Below are 23,850 nucleotides of genomic sequence, written 5' to 3'. Positions count from 1 at the left end.
ATGAATCCGTCGCAGTTCTTGAAAGAACGCGATGGGGACTGGGCCAAAGCCAGACCGCCGAAAAGAGCGGCGCCCGATCGAGGCCGCGAATGCCTCTCGGAGATAAATGGGCAAGCCTGGCAGACGCAGGCCGTCACGTGTCCGCTGTGGTGCCAACCGTGGCTAATGGGAGATAAGATCATGGAAGTGAGCAGGCGTTCCGCATTCAAACTGCTTGGGGCGGGTATCGTGCTGGTAGCCGCCCCGCGGATCAGCTTCGGCCAGGAAGCGAAGGCACTGGTCGTGGCGCTCGACGAAGTTCCCCGGCAATTGGATCCGCTGCTTTACCAAACCAATCCGGGCTATCGGGTCATGCAGAATATCTACGATACGCTGCTGACCGTCGATTACGCAGGAGACGGCGCCATCAAGCCGGCGCTGGCCGAAAGCTGGAAAAGGGTCGACGGACGCACGATCGACCTCACCTTGCGCGAGGGCGTGCGGTTTCATGATGGTTCCCCCCTCACGGCAGAAGACGTCGTCTTCAGCTTTGGGCCGGAGCGCCGCACGGATCCGAATTCCCCCGGTTTCGGCACGGCCCAGCAGTTTCTGAGCGCAATCGATACGGTCGAAGCTGTCGATGATCGCACGATCCGCGTTAAATCCTCGGTTGATGACCCGGCGCTGGAATTGCGCCTGTCGGCCTGGGGCAGCCAGATCGTCAAGAAGGCGGCCTTCGAAGCCGCAGGCGGATTCGAAGGTTTTGCCCGGGCTCCGGTTGGGACGGGCCCGTTCTCGGTGGCCTCCTTCACCGCTGATGCGGTCGAATTGCAGGCATTTGCCGACTACTGGGGCGGAACTCCCGACATCACCCGGCTGACATACCGCCTTGCCCCGGAACTCTCCTCTCGCATTTCCGGCCTCGTGAGCGGGGATTTCGGGATCATCGCCGATGTGCCGCCAGATCAGTTCGGACCCATCCAGGGCGACCCGGAACTCGAGATCGTCGGAGGCACGGTAGCGAGCATACGTGTCATCAAGTTCGATACCCGCAATGAAACGCTGAAGGACCCGCGTGTCCGCAAGGCATTGGGGTTGGCCATTGATCGCAAGGCGATCGTCGATGCTCTATGGGCCGGGCTCGTCAGCATTCCCAACGGGCATCAGCTGCCTGCCTTTGGTGCTTTGTACGATCCGAATCGGCCGGCCTATCGCTACGATCCCGAGGAGGCGAAAAAGCTGCTTCAGGAAGCCGGCTACAATGGCGAGGCCATACCTTACCGCGTTCGTGTGGCTGCCTATGGCCCGGAGCTGGCGACCGCGGAAATCGTCGTGGCAATGTGGCAAGCGGTCGGCGTCAAAACCGATATGCAAATCGTCGAGAACTTCGGCCAGATGATGCAATATCCGGGGACGGGCATGCGCAACGGCGTGGATCCGATCCTCGTTCCCGATCCGCTCTTTGGGCTTTGGCGCTCCTACAACGAGTCTGAGCGCGAGGTCTGGTCCAACGAAGAGTTCTACAAATGGGGACACGTGCTGGAAGCGAGCCTCGACCCGGCAGAACGCAAGGAAGCGTTCAATCACATGATGGATATCTTCGACGAAGATCCCCCGGCGATCATCCTGCACACGATGGGCGTGTTCTACGGCAAACGGCGCAACGTGCAATGGGAGCCGATACCATCGGTCTACATGGACTTCCGCAAAGCCCAGATCGTCTAATTTCGTTCACCAGCTGCTGTAATGGGTCTCTCAATGACGATAGACGCAACCGATGATCGGATTTGTCGGGTCGAGAATCTCGGTATTGCGATAGGCGGGGCAACGCCCGTTCCGCTCGTGAAAGACGTTTCGTTCGAAATCCGGAGAGGGGACTATTTCGCTCTTGTCGGCGAAAGCGGTAGTGGCAAGAGCCTCACATGTCATTCCATGATGAGGCTCTTGCCATTCCAGCCCAAGATCGATGGCAGGATCATCATCGATGGGCAGGACGTCTGGTCTCTCAATCACAAGCAGCTGGTGAACTTCCGACGCAAGTCCGTCGGCATGGTCTTCCAGGATCCGTTGGCGGCACTGAATCCGGTGCGCACCATTGGCTCCCAGATCCTCGAGACGCTGAAGATCTACTATCCCAATGCCGACGACGACGAGTTGCGCAATCGTGCGATTCAGGCCTTGCGCGAGGTGCACATCCCTGAGCCCGGCGCGCGTCTCGGGGTATACCCGCATCAGCTTTCAGGCGGCCTGAACCAGCGCGTGATGATCGCACTCGCCCTTCTCGGCGAGCCCAAGTTCCTCATCGCCGACGAACCCACCACCGCGCTCGACATGAGCGTACAAGCGGAAGTGCTCGACCTGATCGATGAATTGCGCCGCAAGAACAATCTTACGGTTCTTCTCGTCACACACGATCTGGGCATCGTGCGTGATCGCGCAACCGACATCGCCGTCCTACAGCTTGGCAGAATCGTGGAGCAGGGGCGCACGGCCGAGATCGTCCGCGCGCCCAAGGCGGCCTATTCCAAGGAGCTGTTCGAAGCCTCCTCGGTCGAATGGCCCGGGCGTAACGAAAAGACCCGCAAGGCAACGCCCGTCTGCCTTACTTTCGACCGAGTGAACAAGACCTTCTTCGCGTCGAAGCGCGACCGCAGGAACGGCGTCGGCATCCCCGCGGCGAAGGATCTCTCCTTCACCGTGCGCCAAGGCGAGATCGTCGCGCTGATCGGCGAAAGCGGCTCGGGAAAGACGACGGCGGCCAAGATGGCGATGGGGCTCGAGAAGCCCGATTCCGGCGCGATCATCGTTCACTCCTCCCCACGCGATGCCAGCAAGAAGCTCAATATGCAGATGGTGTTCCAGCATCCGCGGGATTCACTCGATCCCCTGATGCGCGTGGAGGACCAGCTCCATGAGGTCCTCAAAGTGCACGGATGGCGGGATCGCGCAGTGCGGCAGGAACATATCCTGAAGACAATCGCGGATGTCGGGCTGGGAGCGCATGTGCTCGGTCGGCGCCCGACCTATTTGAGCGGCGGCGAAGCGCAGCGCGTGGTCATCGCGCGGGCACTTCTTCTCGAGCCCGACATGCTGATCGCCGACGAGCCGCTCTCGGCGGTTGATGTACGCATCCAGAAACATATCCTCGAATGCCTGCAGCGCCTGCGTGACCGCCTGGGCATCGCCATCCTGCTGATTACGCACGACCTCCGCGTCGTGTTCGAGATTGCCGACCAGGTTGTGGTGCTGCGGCACGGCCGCGTCGTTGAGGACGTTCCGGTTTCGATGTTCGCCGATGGCGCGCGCGATGCCTATACGCAAATGCTGATCGAGGCCGTCCCCGGCAAAATCCGCAGCTCAAAGCAGGGCCGCGGCGCTGCAATGACCGCGGCCTTTCCCGGCGGGGCGGCAATGGTGACAGGGTGATACGATGACTTTGGCCCTTCGAATTCTTCGCGGTTTTCTTTCCCTCTGGCTGATCGTCACGCTCGTTTTCGTCGCGCTCCGGGCCACCGGAGATCCGATCACGGCGATCTTCGACCCTGACAACACGCCCAAGGCAGCGCTCGAAGCCTACCGCCAGCAATGGGGATACACAGGTACCGTTTTCGACCAGTACCTCGTCTATATCAGCAACATCCTGCACGGCGAGTTCGGCTTCTCCTCGATGAGCAACCGCGACGCCTATTCGGTGGTGATGGAGCGCCTCCCCGCGACCCTGCAACTCGTCGGCTGCAGCGCATTGCTGATGATGGCGATCGGCATTCCCGTGGGCGCCGTCGCAGCTCTCAATTCCGGTGGGCGCCTCGACCGTTTCGTGATGACCTTCTCCACGGTGGGCTTTGCCCTCCCGAATTTCGTTCTCGGCCTGGCACTCATTCTGCTGTTTTCCGTCAATCTGCGGCTGCTGCCTTCCAATGGCATCGGTACCGCCGCACACCTGATCATGCCGGTGCTGACGATCGGCATCTCCAAGGCGGCGATCTTCACCCGTTTCGTCCGCTCAGCGATCCTGGATGCGCTCAAGCTCACCTGCGTGACCTCGGCCCGTGCGCGTGGGGTAAGCGAATGGCAGATCTTCTGGCATCACGTCATCCCAAACGCGATGCTTCCCCTCGTGACGATCACGCCGCTGCTGGTGGGAGCCATGGTGGCGGCGAGCGCGGTCGTCGAAACCGTATTCGGGTGGCCGGGCGTGGGGCGCCTCATCGTCGAATCCGTGGCGCAACGCGATCTGGCCGTCGTGCAGATGATCGTCATGATGATCGCGCTGGTCATGATCGTGACGAACCTGCTCGTCGATCTTGCCTATTCCAAGCTTGACCCGCGTACGGCCCTGGCGCCAGCGCACTAAGCCGAGGGAGAGAAAGGGATGTCTATAGCAACGATGGTTCGCAAGGGCGGCAGGGATTTCCTGCTGGTACCGCCGGGCGTTCTGCTGGCCATGTTTTGGCTCCTCGCCTGCCTCTCACTCGTCATCGTGCTGCCTCTGGTGTCGCACCTCGACGTCACAGCGATCGACTTGCGTGCCAGGCTTTCGCCGCCCATCGGCTTTGGCGGCGATTGGGCCCACCCGCTGGGCACGGACGATCTCGGACGCGATGTGCTTGCACGTCTCGTCGCGTCGTTGCGCACCAGCCTTGCGATCGCGCTCGGGGCCGTCATCATTTCAGCAACGATCGGCACCCTGATAGGCATTCTCGCCGCGCATTTGCGCGGATGGGTAGACCAGGTCGTGGTTGCCGCCGTCGACGCGCAGGTATCCGTTCCCTTCATCATTATCTCGCTTACCTTGACGGCGATCTTCGGCAACAATCTCTATCTCTTCATCTTCATTCTCGGGATGTTCGGTTGGGAGCGCTACACCCGCCTTGCACGAGCCATGACCATGGCCTCGCGCGGCCGCGGATATGTCCTAGCCATGAGCACGCTTGGTTTTTCCTGGCCGCGCATCTATCTACGGCACGTCCTGCCGAATATCGCCAGTACGCTTCTGGTGACCGCTACCATCACATTCCCGGAGGTGATCCTGCTTGAAACCTCCCTCTCCTTCCTTGGCCTTGGCATCCAGCCGCCGATGACGAGCCTCGGCAACATGCTTGGCTTCGGCCGCAGCTATCTCCTGACCGGCTGGTGGATCGCGGTCGCCCCGGGGCTTGCCATCTTCTTGTGCGCGCTTTCGGTCAGCATTATCGGCGACTGGGCCCGTAGCGTGATCGGGCGCATCTGAGACGGGACGAGATGCAGCAGAAAGGCCCGGCAAATGCCGGGCCTTTTCTTTGGAGCAAGCGCCTTGCTTAGCTAAGCGATCAATTCGCGCAGGCGAGCAACCGCAGCGCCGGGTGCGGAGAGAACGGGAATAGAAAGTTTCGAAGCCAGGGCGGACGTTGCCCGAGAAGTGGAGAAGTGCGCCAGCATTACGGTATCGAACTCTTCGAGCTCTGGCGCATGTTCGGCGATCAGGCGGTTGTGAGTCTCAGCATCACCTGCGCGTAAAGCGGCCATCGCCGGCTCCACGACGATCGTCGTGAGAGTGGCATCGCTGCCGGTCTCCGATACATATTCCTTGAATTCGGCCTCCATCGTCACCACTGCCGGGCGAAAGGTCGCCACCATCGCGATCTTGCGCCCTTGCGTGACTGCGGCACGGAACATCGCCTCATTGGGCTTGAGCACGGGTATCGGCAATTCGCGCCCCATCTGCTCGATGGCGGGCCCGAATGCCGAGCAGGTAACCAGGATGGCATCGGCTCCCGTCGAGTAGCCATATCGCCCAAAAGCGACGAACCGCTCGATCAGCGCATCGGTGAGGTCTTCGGACTTGGCCCGGTCGGGGCTCAAACTGTCATCAAGCAGGTTGACAAGCTCCGGCTCCGGCCAGAGCTCGGCAAAGGCTGCCTTGACGGGATCCACCGCGACCGGGGTCGCATGAAGCAGTACGATTCTGGGTTTGGCTGCCATCGAAATCCTCCCAATGCCACCACGGCCAACACGCTCTTTAGGCGTATTCCCAACGGAAGCTTGTCCGCTCAGAATCGCACCGCCAGCCCACGCGCCAGATATGCCTCGCGCGCGGCCGGCGTGGTCAGGGCTGAGATGAACGCTTCCGCTCCTGCGCGGTCCTTTGCCTCCGAGAACACCGCGGCAGAAAAATCGGTTGTCTGCTGCACTTCCGCAGGGAACGGGCCGACTATATCGATGCCCTCAACGGCTCGCAGCTCGCTCATTTGCTGGATGGCCAGCACCGCCTCTCCATCGCGAACCTTCTCTCCCGTCAATCCGGCGGGAATGACGAGGCTCTTTGCGCGGATCTCTTCTCCGATGCCAAGCCGGTCTATGAGCTTCTCGAAATAGATCCCGCTTGCACCCGAACGGGAATAGACGATCGAAGGCGTTCCAAGCAGCAGGGCTTTCAAGGAAGCGACGTCCGACGGCGCGGCAAGGCCGGTGCCGCGCTTCACCGCGATTCCGAACTCGGCCTGGACAATCGGCCTGCGGGTCGAACCCTCGATAAGGCCTTGCGCCTCGAGCTCGTCCAGCGGCCCGTCGATGGCAAAGATGCCGTCGGCGCGCTCGCCCGCTTCGATCCGCTTCATCAGCGCTGCCGTAGGATCCCAGATGATCTCCGGCGCCGCTTGGCCAATCCGCCACAACAAATCCTTGACTGCATCGACGATCACCAAGGCGCACATGAAGCGCGTGTTCGCCATCCTGCTCTCCCTAGTCCATGGCGATGTGCGCCCTTAAGGACGCACACAGAGCCATTGAATGCGCATCCTGATTCCGAAAACCAACTCGGGCTTTCCAAGGCCTTCGCTGGCTGCTTCGCCTATTCGATCTCGATCGTGTATGGCGCCGCCTTCAGTCGGTCATCGATCCAGGTGCGATCGACAGTGCCGTTACGCACGCGTTCGCGCTGGGCGTTCTCGCCCTGGTAGCGCTTGTAGGACTCGGCATAAAGCTCCTCGACCTGATCGTAGGGAATGCAGATCACCCCGTCGTCATCGCCAAGCAACAGGTCGCCCGGCTCTATCACCATTCCGGCAATGCTGATCGGGACGTTGATGTAGCCCGGCCCATTCTGGAACGGGCCCCGAAGCGTCACCCCCGTGGCGTAAACCGGAAACGGATGGTTCCTTACATGACCTGAGTCGCGGATCGCGCCGTAAATTACGACACCGCCGAGGCCGCGGGTTTCCGCGTGGGTGAGCATCATTTCACCGACAATGGCGTTGTCGAGCGTCCCCCCTGCATCCACCACGATGATGTCCCCGGGGTGCGCGAGATCGATCGCCTTATGGACGAAGAGATTGTCACCCGGGCGCGTCTTGACCGTGTAGGCGGGACCCGCAAGCACCGTGCCGCCGGCGTGCATCGGGCGAAGCTGCGCTCCACCCGCCTGAATGCGGACCATGCAGTCTCCCACCACCGCTGCAGGAATTTCACGGAACTTATCGACCATCCCGGCGCTCACGCGCCGGCTGGGCTGCTTGATTTTGAGGCTGACCATCTCGCTCTCTGCCACTCTTGTCTGCGGCGCAGCTGCGCCGGGAAACGCACCTTCAGGTGCGGCTTTCGTGGTTGTATCCGGCCACAGAACCAGCCTGAAAATACAATTTCCTGAGGCAGGGCCATAGAATTTCTGTATAGTCAGCAGCATGAACGGCATTCTCGATTTTCGCCGCCTCAGATATTTCCTGGCGATTGCCGACTGTGGCTCCATATCGGCCGCGGCGCGTCTGCTGAACGTCGCCCAGCCAGCACTCAGTTATCACATGTCGGAAATGGAGCGGCTTTTGGGACAGCCGCTGTTCGATCGCAGCCGGGAAGGAGTCAGGCTGACCGAAGCCGGGGGCGCGCTTCGCCGATATGCACGCGAAATCATCGACAAGGTGGATGAAGCCGAGACGGCCCTGCAGGGGCTTACGCGAAAGCGAAAAACCACCAGACGCATACGCATTGCGGTCATCTCATCCCTTGCCGCCGACCTGGTCCCGATCCTTCTGGAAACCATGGCGCGAGAGTGCCCGGATGTCATCCTCCGTATCAGCGAGGGCGGCACGCGCGAGATCGAGCAAAAGCTTGAGCGCAACGAAACCGATCTTGCGGTTTATCTGACCAGCACGCACCGGCCCGGCGAGCAGCCATTGGCGACAGAGCAATTGTATTTCCTCGCTCCTGCTGCCGAGGGACCGGAGAATGAAACCATCACGCTTCGGGAAGTCGTCCGAAACCGGCTCGTGCTGCCCGCCTCCGGCAATCCCCTCCGCAGCTTTGTCGAGACAGCCGTGCGCCAGAACGGACTGTCGCTCGACATAGTTCTGGAGATCGACGGCTGGCGTTCGCGCCAGAGCGCCGTGCTCAAGGGAATTGGATGCACAATTCTTGGCGCGCATTCGGTCGCTACAGAAAATCTCGAGGGACTTGTTGCGCGTGAGATCGTCTCCCCGCGCCTTTTCCGGCCGATTTATCATGGCGTAAGGCGGGATCTGGACCCGGAGCTGGCGGCCAGCATGACAACGGTCTTGAAGTCCGCCCTGCGCGCTCTGGGATTACATGCCCCGAGGAATGGATAAGCCGCTTCTTTATAGCTATGGTCATCAAGAATAAGTCGCCAGAAACTTATTCATTATTGAGAAAGAATGATTTGTTCGGGAGAGGAACGAAACATGCTACGCTTCGACGCCAACCTGACCACCATGTATGCAGACCTGCCATTGCTTCAGGCCATGGCGGCCGCCCGTGCAGATGGTTTCGAAGCTGTCGAGTGCCGCTCGCCTTTCTTCGAGCCAAAGGAAAAAGTGGCCGAAGCTTTAACCGAACTCGGCCTCAAGCTCGTTCAATTCAACTGTCCAATGGGCGATTTCGCCGCCGGCGAACGCGGTATTGCCTGTCTTCCGGGTCGGGAGGATGAGTTTCGAGCCTCGATTGCGCTGACCATCGAATATGCAGAGGCTCTCGGCTGCAAGCAGGTCAACTGCATCGCAGGCATCAAGCCTGCGGGACGGAGCGATGCCGAACTGGAGGCCATTTTGGTCTCCAATCTCAAATACGCCGCGCAGCGGCTCGCGGAGATTGGGGTGAAGCTGCAGGTCGAGCCGCTCAATCCAATCGACAATCCAGGTACGTTCCTCACGACCACGGCCGAATTCGAACGCATCTACGACAAGGTAGGCGAGGACAATCTTTATCTTCAGTACGACTTCTATCACATGCAGATCGTCCAGGGCGATCTGACGCGCACTTTCGCGCGCTTGAAGGACCGTATCAACCATGTCCAAATCGCCGACAATCCTGGCCGACATGAGCCCGGCACCGGCGAAATCAACTATTCATTCATCCTGGCTGAACTTGAGCGACAGGGATATTCGGGCTGGGTAGGCTGCGAATACATACCTCGGACCACCGCTCGGGAAGGTCTCGGCTGGATGGAACGACATTATTCCAACGCGGCGGCAGCAAGGCGCTAGACTAGCAGGCTGCCGGTCCTGTCCCACGGTTCGTGATACGAGCAGCCTCGATGGACCCCATTCCGCTTTGCTGGACAATGCCCGCCCTATTGGAGGGTCAATTCACTTCCAGGCAGACGGGAGTATGCCCCGAGCGAAGAAAACCAAGCTTTGCAGCAGCGGCTTTCGACAGATCGAGAATACGCCCGCGGACAAACGGTCCGCGATCATTGATGCGCACCACGATAGCCTTCCCGTTCCGGCGATTGATCACCTTCACCTTGGTTCCAAACGGAAGGTTGCGATGCGCAGCCGTCAGCGCAGATGGGTTCATCCGTTCACCTGACGCTGTTTTAGATGTGAGCGCGTACCACGACGCACTGCCGCACTGAGCCTGGGCTGCTTCTGGCGCAAAAGCAAAGATCATCACAGCGGCAAGGGTGGCACCCTGCCGGCGCAGAAAGTACTTCATCATATACGACCCCCAAACGAGATAAGGATCTCTTAAAAACGAAATGCGGCAGAGAATCGGCAATAGTGGGAAATAGAATCGGATAGGCTCGGCGGGAGAGTACCGGTGCGCTTTCTATATTTTTCTTAACTCAAATTCACTGTAGTATTAAACCGATTTACAATATGTGTATTTGGGGTCGAAGACGACCCGATCCGCTGAGGGGAACGGGGGCAAGGGAACCGTCCCTTAATCAGTGATGTTCTTTATACGAGAAGGGATGCGGAATAGGAGCTTGACGATGAGTACACGTCTTCTAATGGCAGCTGCCGCATTCGGAGCCATGCTGGCTCTGCCCAGCATGGCAGCAGCGGCCAATGCTTTCACGACCGGCAATGTCAACATGCGTGCCGGCCCGAGCACACAATATCCGAGAGTGATGACACTTCCTCGTGGAGCCTCTGTGGAGGTCTATGGCTGCACGAATGGCTGGAGGTGGTGCGATACGAACTGGCGCGGCTATCGCGGCTGGGTCAGCGCCTCCTATTTGCAAATGATGTACCGCGAACGCAGGGTTTATGTTCCCGAATACGCGCCTCGCTTGGGTCTGCCTGTCATCTCGTTCGAGTTCGGTTCCTATTGGGACCGCTGGTATCGGGACCGGCCCTGGTACCGCGAGCGCGACCGCTGGAGCCGCGGCGACTGGGATCGCGGACGGTGGGCGCGTGACCGTGATCGGGATCGCTGGGAGCGTGATCGCGATCGGGGCCGCTGGGAGCGTGATCGCGAGCGTGACAGAGTGCGCGTAGAGCCCCGTCCAGAAGGTGAGAGGCCGGGCGTCATGATCGGCGGTGATCGGGTGATTCCCACTCCGCGATCTGAAGGCATCGTCATCTGCCCGCCGGCTCTTGCCAGACAGGGCAGCTGCTGAGCCAATAGGTACGGCTTGCGCCGTTCGCATGCAGAACGGCGCGGCCGCCTGGTTTTAAGAGCCGTTGCTGATCCGCTCGAAGGATGCGAGGCGCCTGCATGCGAATAGCAGGCGAACGAATAGATTCTGGCGCGGTCGGTTCCGGGAAACGGGCTATGCCCGGCTGTACCAACAGTTACCAATGCGAGGAAAATAACCAGAAAAACCAGCGATTTCTGGTGCCCAGGAGAGGACTCGAACCTCCACGCCTCGCGGCACACGGACCTGAACCGTGCGCGTCTACCAATTCCGCCACCTGGGCTAGGTGCGCAGCCGATGTAAGCGGCAGCGCGCCGGCTGTCAACGCGCTTTATTTGTTTTTCATCAATGCCGATCAGCCGGCGGGCTGTGATCGCCGTCGGACGATCTCATAAATGATCGCGCCGATGATCGTCACGGCAATCATGACGAGCGCCAGAGCATTCACCGCGGGCGTCAGCCCCGTTCTCACCTTCGTGGCTATATAGACTGTGAGAGGCGTATCAAAGCCGCGGACGAAAAGCGTGGTGTTATAATTTTCGATCGACTGCAAGATGGCGAGGAAACCGGCCGCGAACAAAGCGGGCTTCAGGAATGGCAGCATCACGCGCCGGAACATCATGAACCTCGAGGCACCGAGGCCGATGGCAGCCTCCTCCTGCGTCCGATCGAAGCGCTGCAAGCGCGCGGCGACCAGGAGCATGACATAACAGATGATGAAACTTGCTTGCGCGAGCACGATAAGGAAGATGCCCCCGCCGACGCCGAGCTGACGCCAGAGCACCAGGGTCGCAATACCGATGACCACGCCGGGCGTGAGCAGAGGCGAAACCATCACGGCGTAAAGAAAGCTGCGCGCCCGCGCATGGAGGCTGGTGAGCAAAAGGGCTGCCGCAGTGCCGATCGGAAGCGCCACCGCCACGACGAAGAAGGCGACGATGACCGAGGTCCAGAGCGAACGCCACATGCCGGTATCCGCTGCCAGCTGGTTGAACCAATCAAGCGTGGTGCCCTGCCAGGGCGTGATGGTAGGAAAGCGGCTCGTGTTAAAGGTAGCAGCCACCATGATCGCAAGCGGCGCGAAGAGATAAACGAAGAACGCCACAAAATAGAAGCCGAAAAGGCCGCGAGCGATGCGGTCGGCCGCGTTCATTTCGCCACGTCCGTCAGGTTCACGCGGAAGATCCGCAGCGTGACGAGCACGACGGTGAGACACAAGACCAGAAGCACCAGGGCATACGCGGCGCCCCTGTTCCAATCTCCGCCCTCGAAGAACCAGTTGTAGATGATCTCGGTGAACCATCGGCTACCGGGCGCGCCAAGAAGCGCCGGCGCCACATAGCTTCCCGCAGCCAGCATGAAGGTGAACACACAGCCCGTCGCTATTCCCGCCTTCGCATGCGGGATGACGACGCGCCAGTGAGTGCGCCAGGTGGATGCGCCGAGGTCCCGAGCCGCCTCGATCTGCGACCGGTCGAGTGATTCGATCGAGTTGTAGATCGGGAAAAGCATGAAGAGGATATAGGCGTAGACCATACCTGCCAGCACCCCCACATCGCCATACCAGCGCACCGGCTGGTCGATGACGCCAAGCGAGAGAAGCAACGCATTCAAAGGGCCGCGAAAGGCCAGCAGGATGTACCAGGCAAGCGTGCGCAGCACCTCGTTTATCCAGAAGGGGATCGTCAGCGCAAGCAGAACCACCGCGCTGCGGTTGGGCGTCGCGCTCTGGGCAAGCCAGTAAGCCAGCGGATAGCAGACCACGAGCGTGAGGAACGCGACAAGCGCGCTGGCCCACACGGTCTTGAAGAAGATCGCCCGATGGACGCTCTCATTAGCAAGATAGAGGATATTGTCGAGCGAATAGACGTCGCGCGGACCACCGATGTCGGCCGGCGGCAGATTGGGCCGCAGGGCATAATCGATCATCATCAGATTGGGCGCAAGCACCATGCCCCCGAGCCATATGGCGACCAGCGCCAGAAAGAGCGTTCCCATTCCGCTGCCGAAGCGCCGGTAAAGCTCATTCATCGGGGAGGACCACCGCATTTTCGTCGCGGAAGCTGAAGCTTGCCGGCACCCCTATGGCGGGTGCACTGGCGAGTTCCGTACTGGGAATGGAAGCGATTAGCGCAATCCCGTTTTCCAGCCTGCCATAGGCGAGGGCGAAAGCGCCCTCGAAATCGATGCGGTCGATGGTGGCCGTCAGGCAGTTCGCGCCTTCTTCACCATGCGCCAACGCTTCGGGCCGGACATAGAGCTTTGCCGAAGCTCCGGGCGAAAGGCCGTGGCCGATGCGGCCGCGCAAACGACCTTCCGCGGTTTCGACAATGGCCATACCACCATCAAGGGAAATAACCCGGCCGGAAATCGCGTTGGTCTCGCCCACGAAGCGCGCCACAAAGGGGGTTGCCGGATCGTCGTAAAGCTCGCGCGGGGAGCCCACCTGCTGCAGGACGCCCGCACTCATCACGGCCACCCGGTCGGACATGGCGAGCGCCTCCGACTGGTCGTGCGTGATGTAGATGAAGGTGACGCCGGTCCGCTTCTGAAGCGCACGAAGCTCAGCCCGCATACGCTGCCTCAGCTTGAGATCGAGCGCCGAGAGCGGTTCGTCCAGCAGCAAGACTTGAGGCTCCACTGCAAGCGCGCGTGCAATGGCTACGCGCTGCCGCTGCCCGCCCGAGAGTTCGCCCGGCATGCGCTCGCCAAAGCCCTCGAGCGCGACCAGTTTGAGAAGCTCTTCCGCCTTGGCCTTCCGCGCCGGCTTCGCCACGCCGCGTGCTTCGAGCCCGAAGGCGATGTTTTCCCAGACCGGCATCAGCGGAAAGAGGGCGAGGGACTGGAAGATCATCGCGGTGGGACGCTGGTCTGGCCCCAGCCCCTTCATGTCGCGGCCACCGATCAGGATCTTGCCTTCAGTCGGCTGCAGGAAGCCAGCGATCATGCGAAGGATGGTCGTCTTGCCGCAGCCGGAAGGCCCAAGAATGGAAAAGAACTCGCCGCCTTGAACGGTGAGGGAGACATCGGTGACGGCACGGGTTCGGCCAAAGGCCATGCCGACATGTTGGAGCTCTACGGAATGCGACATCGTTGCCCGAAATGTGGCGAGGGCGGTTTCCCGCCCTCGTTTGCGGCGTCAGGCCGAGAGGAACCGATCCTGGTATTCATTGCGCTTGGCAACGAACCAGTTCTCCTGGATCGGCCACCACCAGAGCTTCTCGAGCGCATCGCCCGGGTAGGCTGCTGCAAAGAAGGCCTTGGCTTGTTCTGAGATGTGCTGCTCCGCGCCAACGGCTGTCGAGTTGATCGAGGTGGCATTCGTGTACATGGCGCCAGCTTCCGGCGTCAGGAACCAGTTGATGAATGCATAGGCCTGATCGAGATTCTGTGCCCCCTTGGGAATGGCCACGCCCTCCATCCAGGTGAGCGCACCCTCTTTCGGCGCGACGAAGCCCACCGGGAGCCCTTCTTTGGCCAGGGCGGCGGCGGTCGAATCCCAGGTCTGACCAATGGCGCAGCCATTGACGCGGAAAGCACCCTGCGCCTCGTTCTCATTGTTCCAGAACTGGGCGATGTTCGCCTTTCGGGCGATGGCCTCGGCGAGGATCACGTCATAGATCTTCACCATGTTTTCTTCGGACTTGAAAGCATCCACCATCGGCATCGGCAGCTTCCCTTCCGCCTCCAGCCAAAGGCCGAGACCAACCAGTCCCGAATGGGCGCGTACCGTCGCCTTGCCCTGCATCTCTGGCTTCCAGATATCGCCGTAGGAGGCGGTGCCGTATTCGAGCGGCGCCTGATCCTTGTCGAAGGCAATCGCCTCCGTGCCCCAATCGGTGGGCACCTGGTAGCGCTTGCCATCGACCACGGCGCCGAGATTCTTGGAATTCTCCCAGGCGCTCGGCAGGCATTTCGCCACGTCAACCTTGGATTCGTCGATCGGCTGTACAAGATCGAATTCGACATAGTTCGGCACGCGGTCGACGGTCGGCCATATGATGTCAAAACCGCCGCCATTGTTGGCGCGTAGCTGATTGAGGAGTTCGTCATTCGTGCCGTAGGGCGTGTAGTTCGCCTTTATGCCCGTTGCCTGTTCGAACGCGCCGAGCATCTCATCATTGAGGTAGCCTGCCCAGGCGAAGATATTGACCGTTCCGGAAGAGCCCTGCGCGTAGCTACGCGAGATGAAGGGGGCAGCCAGCGCCAGGCCTGCGATGGAAGCCACGCCCTTGGTAAAATCACGCCGTGTGATCGATTGCATTGGTAAGTCTCCCCTTCAACCCGTTGCTTGGTGCGCGCAGCGGTTACGCCCGTCATGTTACACCGAGATGAAAGAGGGGCAACGAAAATACGTGAAGGCGGAGGAAAGCCGGCAAAGCACCGCTTGAGAAAAGCAGAAGGGCCGCGGCCCTAGCCCGCGTTAGCGGCATCTTCCCGGGCGATCTCCGACCAGCCATCACGCTGTGCGAGCATTGCGCGCAGATAGGCGACATTCGCCTGCGCCTGCTCGGGTGAAAGTTCCCGGCGGGCGATCGCCTCCGCTTCGGCGAAGCGGCCCTGAAGGCCCACGACCAGTGCCAGATTTTGCCGGACCCGGCTGTCCGCGCCGGGCGCAGCGGCGGCCTTGCCCATATATATCTCAGCCGTCCTGAGGTCCCCTTGCAGCAGATAGGACATGCCGAGATTGGAAAGGACAGAGGCTTCGTTCGGCTGCAGGTCGAGAGCCCGCCGATAGAGCGCGCGCGCTTCTTCGGGCTTTGCCAGCTGGTCGAGAATGGCGCCCTCGGCGGAAAGAAGCTTCCAGTCGGGATATTCGGGTGTCTGGGCGCGGCGGATCGCATCCAGCGCCGGCTCGAGCTCCCCAACGGACGCAAGAGCCTTTCCATAGGCAGCCAGCACGTCGCGGTCCTTAGGATGATCGATGGCGAGCTTGCGCATCACCGCCAGAGATTGGTCCGCGCGTCCGCTCATCTGGAGAATGTTCGCATAACGCAGCGCAACGGCCTTGTCTTTTGGATCCCGGATGTAGAGCCTGCCGACGCTGTCGGCCGCTGCTTCGAGTTCGCGCGCCGACATGGCGGCGACGTTCTGCTGCGCGGGCGCTCCGGTCGAGGCTGTGGTGACGTTGCTGACCTTGTTTCGGGCCGTTTGGGCACACCCAACCAGCATTCCAGCGAGAACCAGGGCAACCGCCGTCGAGACGATTCTTCCCCTCCGCACCGCCCCTTGCATCTGCTGCCCCCGTGGTGGATTTCCGGCGAACGCTGCCTTTCCCTCGCAAGAAGTAATCTGTTAACCCTAATGGAATGTTAATCCCGACGCCGACCAGGAACCCGTCATGCCCTTGACCCTCGTGGACCATAGAGCCCCCGCTTCACTGCCCGTTTTTCTGGTCGCCGGAAAAGCCATCGAAGAATCGGGTGCCGATGCAGCTGCTTGCGCCTGGGCGCGCGGGAACGGATTTTCGGGATCGGAAGGCGCCGTGCTCACGATTCCCCGTCCCGATGGTGCGTTGGCGGGGGCCTTCTTCGGCATAGGCAGCAATGGATCTTCGCCGCTGATTTACGGCAAGCTCGCGCGCACGCTTCCGGAGGGCGAATGGCATTTTGCCACGCCGCCGAAAGATCCTGCTCTTGCAGCTTTGGCGCTTCTCCTCGGGAGCTATGCCTTTACCACCTATGGAGCGAAGGCGACGGCGGCTATCCGTTTCGCCGCGCCCGAGGGGGCAGATGCGGAAGGGGCCCGCCGGGTCGCACAGGGCGTCTTCCTTACGCGCGACCTGGTCAATACGCCAACCAACGACCTGGGGCCGGATGCATTGGAGCGCGTCGCGCGGGAACTGGCCGAACAGCATGGCGCAAGCTTTTCCTCGGTCGTGGGCGAAGATCTCCTGGCCCAAAACTTTCCGATGATCCATGCGGTGGGCCGTGCAGGTGCCATCGCGCCAAGGCTCATCGATCTTTGCTGGGGCGAGGAATCCGCGCCGAAGGTGACGCTCGTCGGCAAGGGTGTCTGCTTCGATACCGGCGGCCTCGACATCAAGACTGCAAGCGGCATGCTTCTCATGAAGAAAGATATGGGTGGGGCGGCCAACGTGCTTGGCCTCGCCTCCATGATCATGGATGAGAAGCTGCCGATCCGGCTTCGGGTGCTTATCCCCGCCGTCGAAAACTCAATCGCGGGGAATGCCTTCCGCCCTGGCGACGTTCTGAAGAGCCGCAAGGGCATCACGGTCGAGATCGGCAATACGGATGCCGAAGGGCGGCTGATCCTGGCCGATGCTCTGGCGCTTGCCGATGAGGAGGAACCGGAGCTTCTGGTGGATATGGCAACGCTCACAGGGGCGGCGCGCGTCGCCCTGGGACCCGATCTGCCGCCCTTCTATACGCGCGACGACCTCTTTGCTTCCGCGCTGGCCGCAGCCGCCGAGCAAACGGCCGATCCGCTCTGGCGCATGCCGCTCTGGCAGCCCTATGCTGAAAAGCTTCGCTCGCGGATCGCCGACATCAACAATGTCACGAGCGACGGCTTTGCGGGATCTGTCACGGCGGCTCTGTTCCTGCAGCGCTTCGTCGAGAAGGCAGAGACATGGGCCCATTTCGACATCTTCGCCTGGAGCCCCGCCGAGAAGCCCACCTGCCCGGTCGGCGGCGAGGCACAGGGCATAAGGGCGCTCCTTGCGGTTCTGCGGGAACGCTACCGATAGAACGCTACCGATAGAGCTTTCGCCGCGCGAGGGAACGGCTTAATGATACGGGACCGAAACGAATTCGGACCCCTTCATGCCGATCGCGTTGCGACCCATTCAGGCGCTCAGGCTTTGGCAGCAGGTCTGCCTGGCCGAAGTTCGAAACGACATGCCGGATCTAAGCGAGCGGCAGATCGCCATCCTGCTGACCATCTATCTCGACCCGCCGCCGCACACGGTGCGCGGATTGGCGGAAAGGTTGAAAGTGACCAAGCCCGTGATTACACGTGCGCTCGATACAATGGGGGCCTTGAAGCTCGTGTCTCGCCATCGCGACGATCATGATCGTCGTAACGTCCTTATCCGCCGCACCGTCGAAGGAGCGCTCTTCGTAGAGCGTTTCGGAGACGTGATCGTTGCCCGCGCCGAGGAACTTCCACTGTGAACACGCTTGATCGCCGCCTGAATGCGTTCCGCCCCGATCTCGCCGATGAGCGGCTCAAGGGAAAGGTCGAAGCCTCCCGTTTCGTATCAGGAGTTCCGGCCGTCATTGTTGCGCCCGTGGCTGACGTCCATTCTGCTCCCGATCCGTCGGCGGGCATCGACACGCAATTCCTCCATGGCGATGATGTGCTCGTCTTCGAAAGGAGGGACAGCTGGGCCTGGATTCAAGGGGAACGGGATGGATATGTCGGGTATGTACCGGAAGCCGCGCTCGGCGCGATCGGTCCCATGCCCACGCATGTGCTGGCCGTCCCGCGCAGCTTCGTCTATCCCGAGCCGGAGCTAAAGACCCCACCGCACGCAGCCCACAGCATGGGGGCACGCTTTTCAGTCGACGGCGAGGTGGAAAAGCGCGGAACGCGCTACGCGCTCCTGGCATCGGGCGGAGCCGTGATCGCAAAGCACCTCCGGCCGATCGGGGAAGTGACGGCGGATTATGTCTCGGTGGCCGAGAAATTCCTGAACACGCCCTATCTCTGGGGTGGGGCGAGCGGATTCGGGATCGATTGCTCCGGGCTGGTTCAGCTTTCTATGTTCATGGCCGGCCACAAGACACCGCGCGACACAGATATGCAGGCGGAGCGCATCGGCTCTCCCCTCAATCCGGAGGACGGTCTGAAACGCGGTGACCTGGTGTTCTGGCGTGGGCACGTGGCCATAATGACGGATACCGAAACCATCCTCCACGCGAATGGCTACACCATGACCGTTTCCCAGGAGCCACTTGCAGAGGCGATCAGCCGAATCGAGCCGCTTTACGGAAAGCCGACCGGCTTCCGCAGGCCCGAACTCTAGTCAGCGCTCGTCGCCCGTAACGAAGATCGTCGCGCTATCGTCCGAACTGAATTCCACGGCCACCACATCCTGCAGCAGGATCTCCCGCGAATCGATCGCGTGATAGAACATGGCGCTGCCCTCGATGGAATCGCGGAGAGCCTCGATGTCTTCCTCGTGCTCTTCAATGGCCTTTTCAATCGCTCCGCTTCCCTTCCCCAGATCGGGAAGGAAAACGATTTCGAGCGCATTGACCGTAAACGCCTTGCGCACGCGCTCGGCGCTGTCCTGCGTCATCTCGATGGCAGCGAGAATACGCTCGACCTGCGCGTTCTTGGTGGTTTCCTCGGTCTTCACATCGGAACCGACAATGGCGTCAATGGATTCCTGGCTTTGCAAGCCCTGAGCGAGCGGCGGCTGCGACAAGGGCGGAAGGACGAACGCAAGCGCCGCCGCGAGAAACAGCGCTCTTTCGGCTGAGCCCAGCAAAACGGGCCGATGGATATCCGCGCGAAGCATCCTTCCTCCTTGCGACGAACAGCTTTGACCGCAACGGCAAGAACATGAAAGTGTTCCAAACCGCGTGCGGGCGAATTCCTTCAAAGGATTATGTCAGCGTTGCGGCGGCAGCTTGCAACCCGCTCCGCATTCGGAAGATCATTGGTGTCGATCCACTCGCGTGCCGCCTTCTCATCACGGCCATGATACCGCCAACGTTCGAGCAGCCTCTTTTCCAGCTCCTGGCGACCCAAATCGAGATAGATGGAAAGGTCGAACATGTCTTGAAGGCCGTTCCAGGGGTCCTCATCGAGGAGCAGGTAATTGCCTTCCACGAGTACGAACCGAACATCACGGTCGATGATTGCTGCCGCGGCGCGCGAGACTTCCATGGAACGGTCGAAAAGCGGGATCGCGATCTCCGGTTCGCGAGCCCGCAGACGTTGCAGCAGAACTCTGAGGCCTCGAAAATCGAATGTCTCCGGAGCGCCCTTGCGGTGCGACAGCCCGCGGGCCCTCAGCACCACATCGTCGTAATGGAAGCCGTCCATCGGGACGATGGCCGCGCTCTCGCCACGCGCGATGAGTTCCGCAGCCAGCCTTTCCGCAAGCGTCGACTTTCCCGAGGCCGGCGGCCCCGCGATCGCCGCCAGGAAGCGCGGCTCGCGGGCGGCACGCGCGACGATCTCATCCGCGAGCCTGCCCGTCATGTCTTCCTGGCTGTTCAGGATCCGAGCCATTGCGGGTAATCGGATACGAGGAGGCGATACGGCTCCTCGTCCTCCTCGATGCTCGAGAAACGGTCGATCGGCTCGGCAAAGATGTTGTCGGTCAGATCGTCATTGACGGTGGAGACCTCGCCGATCAGCACGTCCGACCCTTCGCCCCAGAATTCGTGCCAGACGCCCGGCAAAAGGGTCACGCTCTCACCGGGAGAAAGCCGCAATATGCCTCCCGCATCGAAGCGGCGGACGATGCCGTCGGTGGGCACGGAAACAGGTGCCTCGTAGTCGATGCTGCCATCGGGCGCCGAAGCGTAGAGCTTGATGCAGAGGCTGCCGCCACCGCGATTGATGATGTCTTCCGCCTTTATCGCGTGGCGATGCATGGGCGAGATTTGATCGCGGCGCGAGATCATGATCTTTTCGGCATAAAGCATGCCGCGACCTTCCTTCAGCGCCGCAGCGTCACCATTGCGCACCGTGAAGAGGAAAAGCCCCTTCCTGGCGAAATCCCCTACGCCGTAATCGGTGATATCCCAGCCGAGACGCGCATTGACGATGCCGTCGATTTCCGCGCGGCGCGCCCTCATTTCGTTCGGCGTCCAATCGGCGAAAGGCGGCATGACATAGCCAAACGAGCGGATAAACCCCGCGCCTTCTCGCAAGATGTCGTTGACCTTCGATCGTTTCATCGCAAGCTCCTCCTCCTTGTGAACGCGGGATTGCCATGCGCCCTATAGAGCTGTGGACCGCTTCTAGAACGCCTTGAAGGTGAGTGTGGTCAGCGAGCGGACAATACCAGGCACATTCGCCACGTTCTCGTTGATGAATTTGCCCACATCAACACCGTCGTCGATATAGACCTTCAGAAGAAGGTCGTATTCCCCGCTTGTGGAATAAAGCTCGGACGCGATTTCGCGCTTGTAGATTTCGTCGGCAACCTCATAGGTCTTGCCGGGCACACACCGCAGCTGAACGAAAACAGCTCTCATGACGTCCTTCCCAAAATTTCGGGGTCTTGCGAGAAAGTCGGGCTTGCGCGGCTGCCTGTCAACAGGTTTGGCGGTTGCTTGCGGGGGTGTTAAAGACCCGGCACCGACTTTGCAAGGAAGGGCGATTTGGCGCATAGTCTTTGTCATGAGTGAAACTATGCCGAAGAAGGCAAAATATGAGGAAGAGCTGCGCCGCGCAGGGGTACGGATCACACGCCCCCGCCAGGTGATTCTCGGCATTCTTTCCGAAACGGAAGACCATCCGGATGCGATGGAGATCTTCAATCGGGCATCGGAGGTCGACCCAAGCATTTCGCTGTCAACGGTCTACCGCACGATGAAGCTCCTTGAGGAACTGGGTGCGATTCATCGCCACGCGTTCGAAGGCGGCCGTGCGCGCTTCGAGCAGGCAAGCAGCCAGCACCACGATCACCTGATCGATATTGATACCGGCGACGTCATCGAGTTCCATTCCACGAAGATCGAGGCGCTGCAGGACGAAATCGCCCGCTCTCTTGGCTACGACATCGTCCATCACCGGTTGGAACTCTATGGCAGGAAGCGGCGCAGCCGTTGACGCGAAGCGTCTAGACGAGACGTGCGAGGACTGCAGCGCCCAAGCACAACAATGGGTGTTCATCACATGGAAAAAGCTGACATCGGCCTGATCGGCCTTGGAACGATGGGGGCGAATCTCGCCCTCAATATCGCGGAGAAGGGCTTCCGCATCGCGGTGTACAATCGCACGACCGAGCGCACGCATGAGTTTGCCGCCGAGGCTGGCCCTCTAGCCGCCAATATCATACCCTGCGACAGCCTTCAGGCGCTGGTGGATGCGATCAAGCCGCCCAGGCCGATCATCCTGATGGTACCCGCCGGCGCGCCGGTGGACGAGCAGATCGCTGCCCTCGACCCGCTGGTCGCGCGGGACGACATCATCATCGACGCGGGCAATGCCAATTTTCGCGATACACGCAGGCGCATGGCGGAACTGGCCGAGACCGGCCCGCGCTTCATCGGCATGGGCGTCTCGGGCGGGGAAGAAGGCGCGCGCCACGGTCCGTCGATCATGGTCGGTGGGCCTGAGGATTCCTATCGCCGTATCGAGCCTGTCCTTGAGGCGATTGCCGCGCGCTACGAGGGGGAGGCCTGCCAGGCATGGCTCGGACCCGACGGCGCCGGCCATTTCGTGAAAACCATCCACAATGGCATAGAATATGCCGACATGCAGATGATCGCGGAGATCTACGGCATCCTGCGTGACGGCTATGGACTCGAAGCCCGCGATATCGCTTCCATCTTCGCGCGATGGAACGAGGGGCGGCTCAATTCCTATCTGATCGAGATCACGGCAGAGGTGCTCGATGCGATCGATCCGGAGACGGGGAAACCAATCGTTGACGAGATCCTCGACCGCGCCGGACAGAAGGGGACGGGCCGCTGGTCTGCCATCGAAGCTCAGTCGCTGGGGGTTCCGGCCACGGCGATCGAGGCGGCCGTCGCGGCACGCAGCCTCTCCGCCATGAAGTCTGAGCGCGAGGCCGCCGAGAAACGTTACGGCATCCCCACCTCTTCGGCAGGCGCGCCAAGTGAACAAGCGCTTGCGAGCCTTGAAGCTGCGCTTTTCGCCGGCAAGATCGTCGCCTATGCCCAGGGCTTCGCGGTCATGGCTGCTGCTTCGCGCGAGTTTGGCTGGAACTTGCCGCTCGGTACGATCGCACGCATTTGGCGGGCCGGCTGCATCATCCGCTCGCAGTTTCTCGGAGCTATCGCTGACGCTTTCGACGGGGCGCCGGAAACGGAAAACCTGCTGATGACGCCCACCTTCTCTCAATATATGGAAGCGGCCCATCCGCACCTGCGGCGGGTGGTGGCGCAAAGCGCTGAAGCTGGATTGCCCGTGCCTTCGCTCTCAGCCGCTCTGGCGCATTTCGATACCTTCCGACGCGGACGCGGAACCGCGAATCTCATCCAGGCGCAGCGCGATTTCTTCGGCGCGCATGGCTTCGAACGCATCGACCGGGAGGGAAGCCACCACGGTGCATGGAAGAAGGATTGAGCAAAAAGCAACATCCGGAGACCGTTGAGGAAATCACCGGCATGTCTCGTGCGGATCTGGATACCGTCGACGCAATATTGCAGCAACACGTCAAGGGGTGTGGTCGACGAAGTCAGGAGCGAATTAGGAGACCGTCTTTCGGCTGTTATCCTGCGCGGATCCCTCGCCATGGGCACCTTCTATGCCCAGCCGGGGAAGGAAGAAGCTAGTATTGGGCAATCTCGCACCTGCCGGGCGAACTGAGAGACATCGTCGCCCAGGCGCTCGCCGCCTATCGCGGCTCCGATTGGCTGCATACGATACGCGAAAGGCAATTGTCGGGTGGCCCTGGGCGTCGCACCTCGCTCATCAACTTCAGGGATCAATGCGCGCCCGGTACGGAACTCAGGAATGCACCAGAACGGCAGCCCGGGAGTGAACAGAAATGCAGAGCGGACTTCTCCCTCGCCGACCTCGAGCAACCTGAATATATCTGGATCGCCCGGGCACTTTTCTGCCGCTTGTGGTCATTCTCATAGCCACAAAAAAGTGCCGCCGTGGTGGAGGGGAACCACGGCGGCCTTTATATTATGTGCGGCAGCCCGGAGAGGGGGATAAGGCTGCCGCTTGTTTTGTCCGGTTCGGCGGGGGACGAGCCTTTCCGGACTTCGGCGGAAAATATTGCCGATGCATTGATATGTTGTTCGCCAAAATGGCTATTCAAGGGCCACAAGGTTACACATTGTTAATATTTCGCGATCAACTGCCAGGATTTGGCGGCAGAGACCGGTGCCTCACGCCTT

At 60.8% G+C, this 23,850-nt stretch carries 25 protein-coding genes and 1 tRNA gene; 12 read left to right on the top strand and 14 right to left on the bottom strand.

Annotated features, from left to right (window positions below; genetic code table 11):
* The first annotated feature begins 180 nt into the window (after positions 1 to 180).
* Genes CHEJ32_RS0100660 through CHEJ32_RS0100645 form a run of 4 tightly spaced genes read left to right on the top strand, consistent with a single transcriptional unit; the run spans position 181 to position 5,209 of the window.
* The gene (locus CHEJ32_RS0100660) at positions 181 to 1,704 is read left to right on the top strand and encodes an ABC transporter substrate-binding protein (RefSeq protein ID WP_028032109.1); all 1,524 of its coding nucleotides are present in this window, start codon (positions 181 to 183) and stop codon (positions 1,702 to 1,704) included.
* A 33-nt stretch (positions 1,705 to 1,737) separates the two neighbouring features.
* A complete protein-coding gene (locus CHEJ32_RS23555) occupies positions 1,738 to 3,405 on the top strand; it encodes an ABC transporter ATP-binding protein (RefSeq protein WP_084032631.1) in 1,668 nt (555 codons plus the stop codon).
* 4 nt (positions 3,406 to 3,409) lie between these two features.
* A complete protein-coding gene (locus CHEJ32_RS0100650; protein ID WP_028032108.1) occupies positions 3,410 to 4,333 on the top strand; it encodes an ABC transporter permease in 924 nt (307 codons plus the stop codon).
* 18 nt (positions 4,334 to 4,351) lie between these two features.
* Positions 4,352 to 5,209, top strand: coding sequence for an ABC transporter permease (locus CHEJ32_RS0100645; RefSeq protein ID WP_028032107.1), 858 nt, complete (start codon positions 4,352 to 4,354; stop codon positions 5,207 to 5,209).
* A gap of 71 nt (positions 5,210 to 5,280) precedes the next feature.
* Here CHEJ32_RS0100645 and CHEJ32_RS0100640 read toward each other — a convergent pair whose 3' ends face one another.
* The 3 genes from CHEJ32_RS0100640 to CHEJ32_RS0100630 form a co-directional block, all read right to left on the bottom strand.
* Positions 5,281 to 5,940, bottom strand: a complete 660-nt coding sequence (locus CHEJ32_RS0100640) for an aspartate/glutamate racemase family protein (RefSeq protein WP_028032106.1) — start codon at positions 5,938 to 5,940, stop codon at positions 5,281 to 5,283.
* A 68-nt stretch (positions 5,941 to 6,008) separates the two neighbouring features.
* Positions 6,009 to 6,689 carry a substrate-binding domain-containing protein gene (locus CHEJ32_RS0100635; protein ID WP_028032105.1) on the bottom strand — a complete coding sequence of 227 codons (681 nt, stop codon included), beginning with the start codon at positions 6,687 to 6,689 and terminating at the stop codon, positions 6,009 to 6,011.
* A gap of 119 nt (positions 6,690 to 6,808) precedes the next feature.
* A complete protein-coding gene (locus CHEJ32_RS0100630; protein ID WP_028032104.1) occupies positions 6,809 to 7,489 on the bottom strand; it encodes an RraA family protein in 681 nt (226 codons plus the stop codon).
* A 148-nt stretch (positions 7,490 to 7,637) separates the two neighbouring features.
* Here CHEJ32_RS0100630 and CHEJ32_RS0100625 point away from each other — a divergent pair, with 148 nt between their 5' ends.
* Both CHEJ32_RS0100625 and CHEJ32_RS0100620 read left to right on the top strand, forming a co-directional pair.
* The gene (locus CHEJ32_RS0100625; protein WP_028032103.1) at positions 7,638 to 8,555 is read left to right on the top strand and encodes a LysR family transcriptional regulator; all 918 of its coding nucleotides are present in this window, start codon (positions 7,638 to 7,640) and stop codon (positions 8,553 to 8,555) included.
* A 93-nt stretch (positions 8,556 to 8,648) separates the two neighbouring features.
* Entirely contained in the window at positions 8,649 to 9,449 is an 801-nt protein-coding gene (locus tag CHEJ32_RS0100620; RefSeq protein ID WP_028032102.1) for a hydroxypyruvate isomerase family protein, read from the top strand.
* A gap of 97 nt (positions 9,450 to 9,546) precedes the next feature.
* Here the strand turns inward: CHEJ32_RS0100620 and CHEJ32_RS0100615 are convergent, their stop codons facing one another.
* Positions 9,547 to 9,855, bottom strand: coding sequence for a septal ring lytic transglycosylase RlpA family protein (locus CHEJ32_RS0100615; protein ID WP_245260936.1), 309 nt, complete (start codon positions 9,853 to 9,855; stop codon positions 9,547 to 9,549).
* 325 nt (positions 9,856 to 10,180) lie between these two features.
* On the opposite strand from CHEJ32_RS0100615, the gene CHEJ32_RS23550 reads away from it, so the two are divergent.
* The gene (locus CHEJ32_RS23550; protein ID WP_084032630.1) at positions 10,181 to 10,810 is read left to right on the top strand and encodes an SH3 domain-containing protein; all 630 of its coding nucleotides are present in this window, start codon (positions 10,181 to 10,183) and stop codon (positions 10,808 to 10,810) included.
* A 216-nt stretch (positions 10,811 to 11,026) separates the two neighbouring features.
* On the opposite strand, the gene CHEJ32_RS0100605 is transcribed toward CHEJ32_RS23550, so the two are convergent.
* From CHEJ32_RS0100605 to CHEJ32_RS0100580, 6 genes are all read right to left on the bottom strand, one after another.
* A tRNA-Leu gene (locus tag CHEJ32_RS0100605) sits at positions 11,027 to 11,111 on the bottom strand.
* A 72-nt stretch (positions 11,112 to 11,183) separates the two neighbouring features.
* Positions 11,184 to 11,981, bottom strand: a complete 798-nt coding sequence (locus tag CHEJ32_RS0100600) for an ABC transporter permease (RefSeq protein WP_028032100.1) — start codon at positions 11,979 to 11,981, stop codon at positions 11,184 to 11,186.
* Positions 11,978 to 12,859, bottom strand: a complete 882-nt coding sequence (locus CHEJ32_RS0100595) for an ABC transporter permease (protein ID WP_028032099.1) — start codon at positions 12,857 to 12,859, stop codon at positions 11,978 to 11,980. The genes CHEJ32_RS0100600 and CHEJ32_RS0100595 overlap by 4 nt, the downstream gene beginning before the upstream one ends.
* On the bottom strand, positions 12,852 to 13,919 hold the full coding sequence (locus CHEJ32_RS0100590) for an ABC transporter ATP-binding protein (protein ID WP_028032098.1): 1,068 nt from the start codon (positions 13,917 to 13,919) through the stop codon (positions 12,852 to 12,854). Before CHEJ32_RS0100590 ends, CHEJ32_RS0100595 begins: the two co-directional genes overlap by 8 nt.
* A gap of 48 nt (positions 13,920 to 13,967) precedes the next feature.
* The gene (locus tag CHEJ32_RS0100585; RefSeq protein WP_028032097.1) at positions 13,968 to 15,092 is read right to left on the bottom strand and encodes an extracellular solute-binding protein; all 1,125 of its coding nucleotides are present in this window, start codon (positions 15,090 to 15,092) and stop codon (positions 13,968 to 13,970) included.
* A 149-nt stretch (positions 15,093 to 15,241) separates the two neighbouring features.
* On the bottom strand, positions 15,242 to 16,000 hold the full coding sequence (locus CHEJ32_RS0100580) for a tetratricopeptide repeat protein (protein WP_245260935.1): 759 nt from the start codon (positions 15,998 to 16,000) through the stop codon (positions 15,242 to 15,244).
* 169 nt (positions 16,001 to 16,169) lie between these two features.
* On the opposite strand from CHEJ32_RS0100580, the gene CHEJ32_RS0100575 reads away from it, so the two are divergent.
* From CHEJ32_RS0100575 to CHEJ32_RS0100565, 3 genes are all read left to right on the top strand, one after another.
* Positions 16,170 to 17,537, top strand: coding sequence for a M17 family metallopeptidase (locus CHEJ32_RS0100575; RefSeq protein ID WP_028032095.1), 1,368 nt, complete (start codon positions 16,170 to 16,172; stop codon positions 17,535 to 17,537).
* Between the two features lie 76 nt (positions 17,538 to 17,613).
* Positions 17,614 to 17,964 (top strand): MarR family winged helix-turn-helix transcriptional regulator, encoded by a 351-nt coding sequence (locus tag CHEJ32_RS0100570; RefSeq protein WP_028032094.1) that lies wholly within the window; start codon positions 17,614 to 17,616, stop codon positions 17,962 to 17,964.
* Positions 17,961 to 18,818 carry an NlpC/P60 family protein gene (locus CHEJ32_RS0100565; RefSeq protein ID WP_028032093.1) on the top strand — a complete coding sequence of 286 codons (858 nt, stop codon included), beginning with the start codon at positions 17,961 to 17,963 and terminating at the stop codon, positions 18,816 to 18,818. The genes CHEJ32_RS0100570 and CHEJ32_RS0100565 overlap by 4 nt, the downstream gene beginning before the upstream one ends.
* Here CHEJ32_RS0100565 and CHEJ32_RS0100560 read toward each other — a convergent pair whose 3' ends face one another.
* The 4 genes from CHEJ32_RS0100560 to CHEJ32_RS0100545 all read right to left on the bottom strand — a co-directional run bounded on the left by CHEJ32_RS0100560 (position 18,819) and on the right by CHEJ32_RS0100545 (position 21,009).
* The gene (locus CHEJ32_RS0100560) at positions 18,819 to 19,316 is read right to left on the bottom strand and encodes a hypothetical protein (protein WP_051469281.1); all 498 of its coding nucleotides are present in this window, start codon (positions 19,314 to 19,316) and stop codon (positions 18,819 to 18,821) included.
* An 80-nt stretch (positions 19,317 to 19,396) separates the two neighbouring features.
* Positions 19,397 to 20,035 carry a nucleoside triphosphate hydrolase gene (locus tag CHEJ32_RS0100555; protein ID WP_084032629.1) on the bottom strand — a complete coding sequence of 213 codons (639 nt, stop codon included), beginning with the start codon at positions 20,033 to 20,035 and terminating at the stop codon, positions 19,397 to 19,399.
* Positions 20,020 to 20,709, bottom strand: a complete 690-nt coding sequence (locus tag CHEJ32_RS0100550; RefSeq protein ID WP_028032090.1) for a D-lyxose/D-mannose family sugar isomerase — start codon at positions 20,707 to 20,709, stop codon at positions 20,020 to 20,022. The genes CHEJ32_RS0100555 and CHEJ32_RS0100550 overlap by 16 nt, the downstream gene beginning before the upstream one ends.
* Positions 20,710 to 20,772: 63 nt before the next feature.
* Positions 20,773 to 21,009 carry an Lrp/AsnC ligand binding domain-containing protein gene (locus CHEJ32_RS0100545; protein ID WP_028032089.1) on the bottom strand — a complete coding sequence of 79 codons (237 nt, stop codon included), beginning with the start codon at positions 21,007 to 21,009 and terminating at the stop codon, positions 20,773 to 20,775.
* Between the two features lie 145 nt (positions 21,010 to 21,154).
* On the opposite strand from CHEJ32_RS0100545, the gene CHEJ32_RS0100540 reads away from it, so the two are divergent.
* A complete protein-coding gene (locus CHEJ32_RS0100540) occupies positions 21,155 to 21,586 on the top strand; it encodes a Fur family transcriptional regulator (protein ID WP_156936564.1) in 432 nt (143 codons plus the stop codon).
* Between the two features lie 66 nt (positions 21,587 to 21,652).
* The gene (gene gndA / locus CHEJ32_RS0100535; protein ID WP_028032087.1) at positions 21,653 to 23,068 is read left to right on the top strand and encodes an NADP-dependent phosphogluconate dehydrogenase; all 1,416 of its coding nucleotides are present in this window, start codon (positions 21,653 to 21,655) and stop codon (positions 23,066 to 23,068) included.
* Positions 23,069 to 23,850: the final 782 nt, after the last annotated feature.

This window comes from Chelativorans sp. J32, assembly GCF_000518985.1.
Lineage (GTDB): Bacteria > Pseudomonadota > Alphaproteobacteria > Rhizobiales > Rhizobiaceae > Chelativorans.
The sequence above is the reverse complement of the archived record's forward strand: the minus strand, read 5'-3'. Positions and strand labels throughout refer to the sequence as shown.

Bases quoted from the DNA above. Each gene is read 5' to 3' on its own strand.
- CHEJ32_RS0100660 (WP_028032109.1), top strand. From the start codon at position 181: ATGGAAGTGAGCAGGCGTTCCGCATTCAAACTGCTTGGGGCGGGTATC.
- CHEJ32_RS23555 (WP_084032631.1), top strand. From the start codon at position 1,738: ATGACGATAGACGCAACCGATGATCGGATTTGTCGGGTCGAGAATCTC.
- CHEJ32_RS0100650 (WP_028032108.1), top strand. From the start codon at position 3,410: ATGACTTTGGCCCTTCGAATTCTTCGCGGTTTTCTTTCCCTCTGGCTG.
- CHEJ32_RS0100645 (WP_028032107.1), top strand. From the start codon at position 4,352: ATGTCTATAGCAACGATGGTTCGCAAGGGCGGCAGGGATTTCCTGCTG.
- CHEJ32_RS0100640 (WP_028032106.1), bottom strand. From the start codon at position 5,940: ATGGCAGCCAAACCCAGAATCGTACTGCTTCATGCGACCCCGGTCGCG.
- CHEJ32_RS0100635 (WP_028032105.1), bottom strand. From the start codon at position 6,689: ATGGCGAACACGCGCTTCATGTGCGCCTTGGTGATCGTCGATGCAGTC.
- CHEJ32_RS0100630 (WP_028032104.1), bottom strand. From the start codon at position 7,489: ATGGTCAGCCTCAAAATCAAGCAGCCCAGCCGGCGCGTGAGCGCCGGG.
- CHEJ32_RS0100625 (WP_028032103.1), top strand. From the start codon at position 7,638: ATGAACGGCATTCTCGATTTTCGCCGCCTCAGATATTTCCTGGCGATT.
- CHEJ32_RS0100620 (WP_028032102.1), top strand. From the start codon at position 8,649: ATGCTACGCTTCGACGCCAACCTGACCACCATGTATGCAGACCTGCCA.
- CHEJ32_RS0100615 (WP_245260936.1), bottom strand. From the start codon at position 9,855: ATGATCTTTGCTTTTGCGCCAGAAGCAGCCCAGGCTCAGTGCGGCAGT.
- CHEJ32_RS23550 (WP_084032630.1), top strand. From the start codon at position 10,181: ATGAGTACACGTCTTCTAATGGCAGCTGCCGCATTCGGAGCCATGCTG.
- CHEJ32_RS0100600 (WP_028032100.1), bottom strand. From the start codon at position 11,981: ATGAACGCGGCCGACCGCATCGCTCGCGGCCTTTTCGGCTTCTATTTT.
- CHEJ32_RS0100595 (WP_028032099.1), bottom strand. From the start codon at position 12,859: ATGAATGAGCTTTACCGGCGCTTCGGCAGCGGAATGGGAACGCTCTTT.
- CHEJ32_RS0100590 (WP_028032098.1), bottom strand. From the start codon at position 13,919: ATGTCGCATTCCGTAGAGCTCCAACATGTCGGCATGGCCTTTGGCCGA.
- CHEJ32_RS0100585 (WP_028032097.1), bottom strand. From the start codon at position 15,092: ATGCAATCGATCACACGGCGTGATTTTACCAAGGGCGTGGCTTCCATC.
- CHEJ32_RS0100580 (WP_245260935.1), bottom strand. From the start codon at position 16,000: ATGCTGGTTGGGTGTGCCCAAACGGCCCGAAACAAGGTCAGCAACGTC.
- CHEJ32_RS0100575 (WP_028032095.1), top strand. From the start codon at position 16,170: ATGCCCTTGACCCTCGTGGACCATAGAGCCCCCGCTTCACTGCCCGTT.
- CHEJ32_RS0100570 (WP_028032094.1), top strand. From the start codon at position 17,614: ATGCCGATCGCGTTGCGACCCATTCAGGCGCTCAGGCTTTGGCAGCAG.
- CHEJ32_RS0100560 (WP_051469281.1), bottom strand. From the start codon at position 19,316: ATGCTTCGCGCGGATATCCATCGGCCCGTTTTGCTGGGCTCAGCCGAA.
- CHEJ32_RS0100555 (WP_084032629.1), bottom strand. From the start codon at position 20,035: ATGGCTCGGATCCTGAACAGCCAGGAAGACATGACGGGCAGGCTCGCG.
- CHEJ32_RS0100550 (WP_028032090.1), bottom strand. From the start codon at position 20,709: ATGAAACGATCGAAGGTCAACGACATCTTGCGAGAAGGCGCGGGGTTT.
- CHEJ32_RS0100545 (WP_028032089.1), bottom strand. From the start codon at position 21,009: ATGAGAGCTGTTTTCGTTCAGCTGCGGTGTGTGCCCGGCAAGACCTAT.
- CHEJ32_RS0100540 (WP_156936564.1), top strand. From the start codon at position 21,155: ATGAGTGAAACTATGCCGAAGAAGGCAAAATATGAGGAAGAGCTGCGC.
- gndA (WP_028032087.1), top strand. From the start codon at position 21,653: ATGGAAAAAGCTGACATCGGCCTGATCGGCCTTGGAACGATGGGGGCG.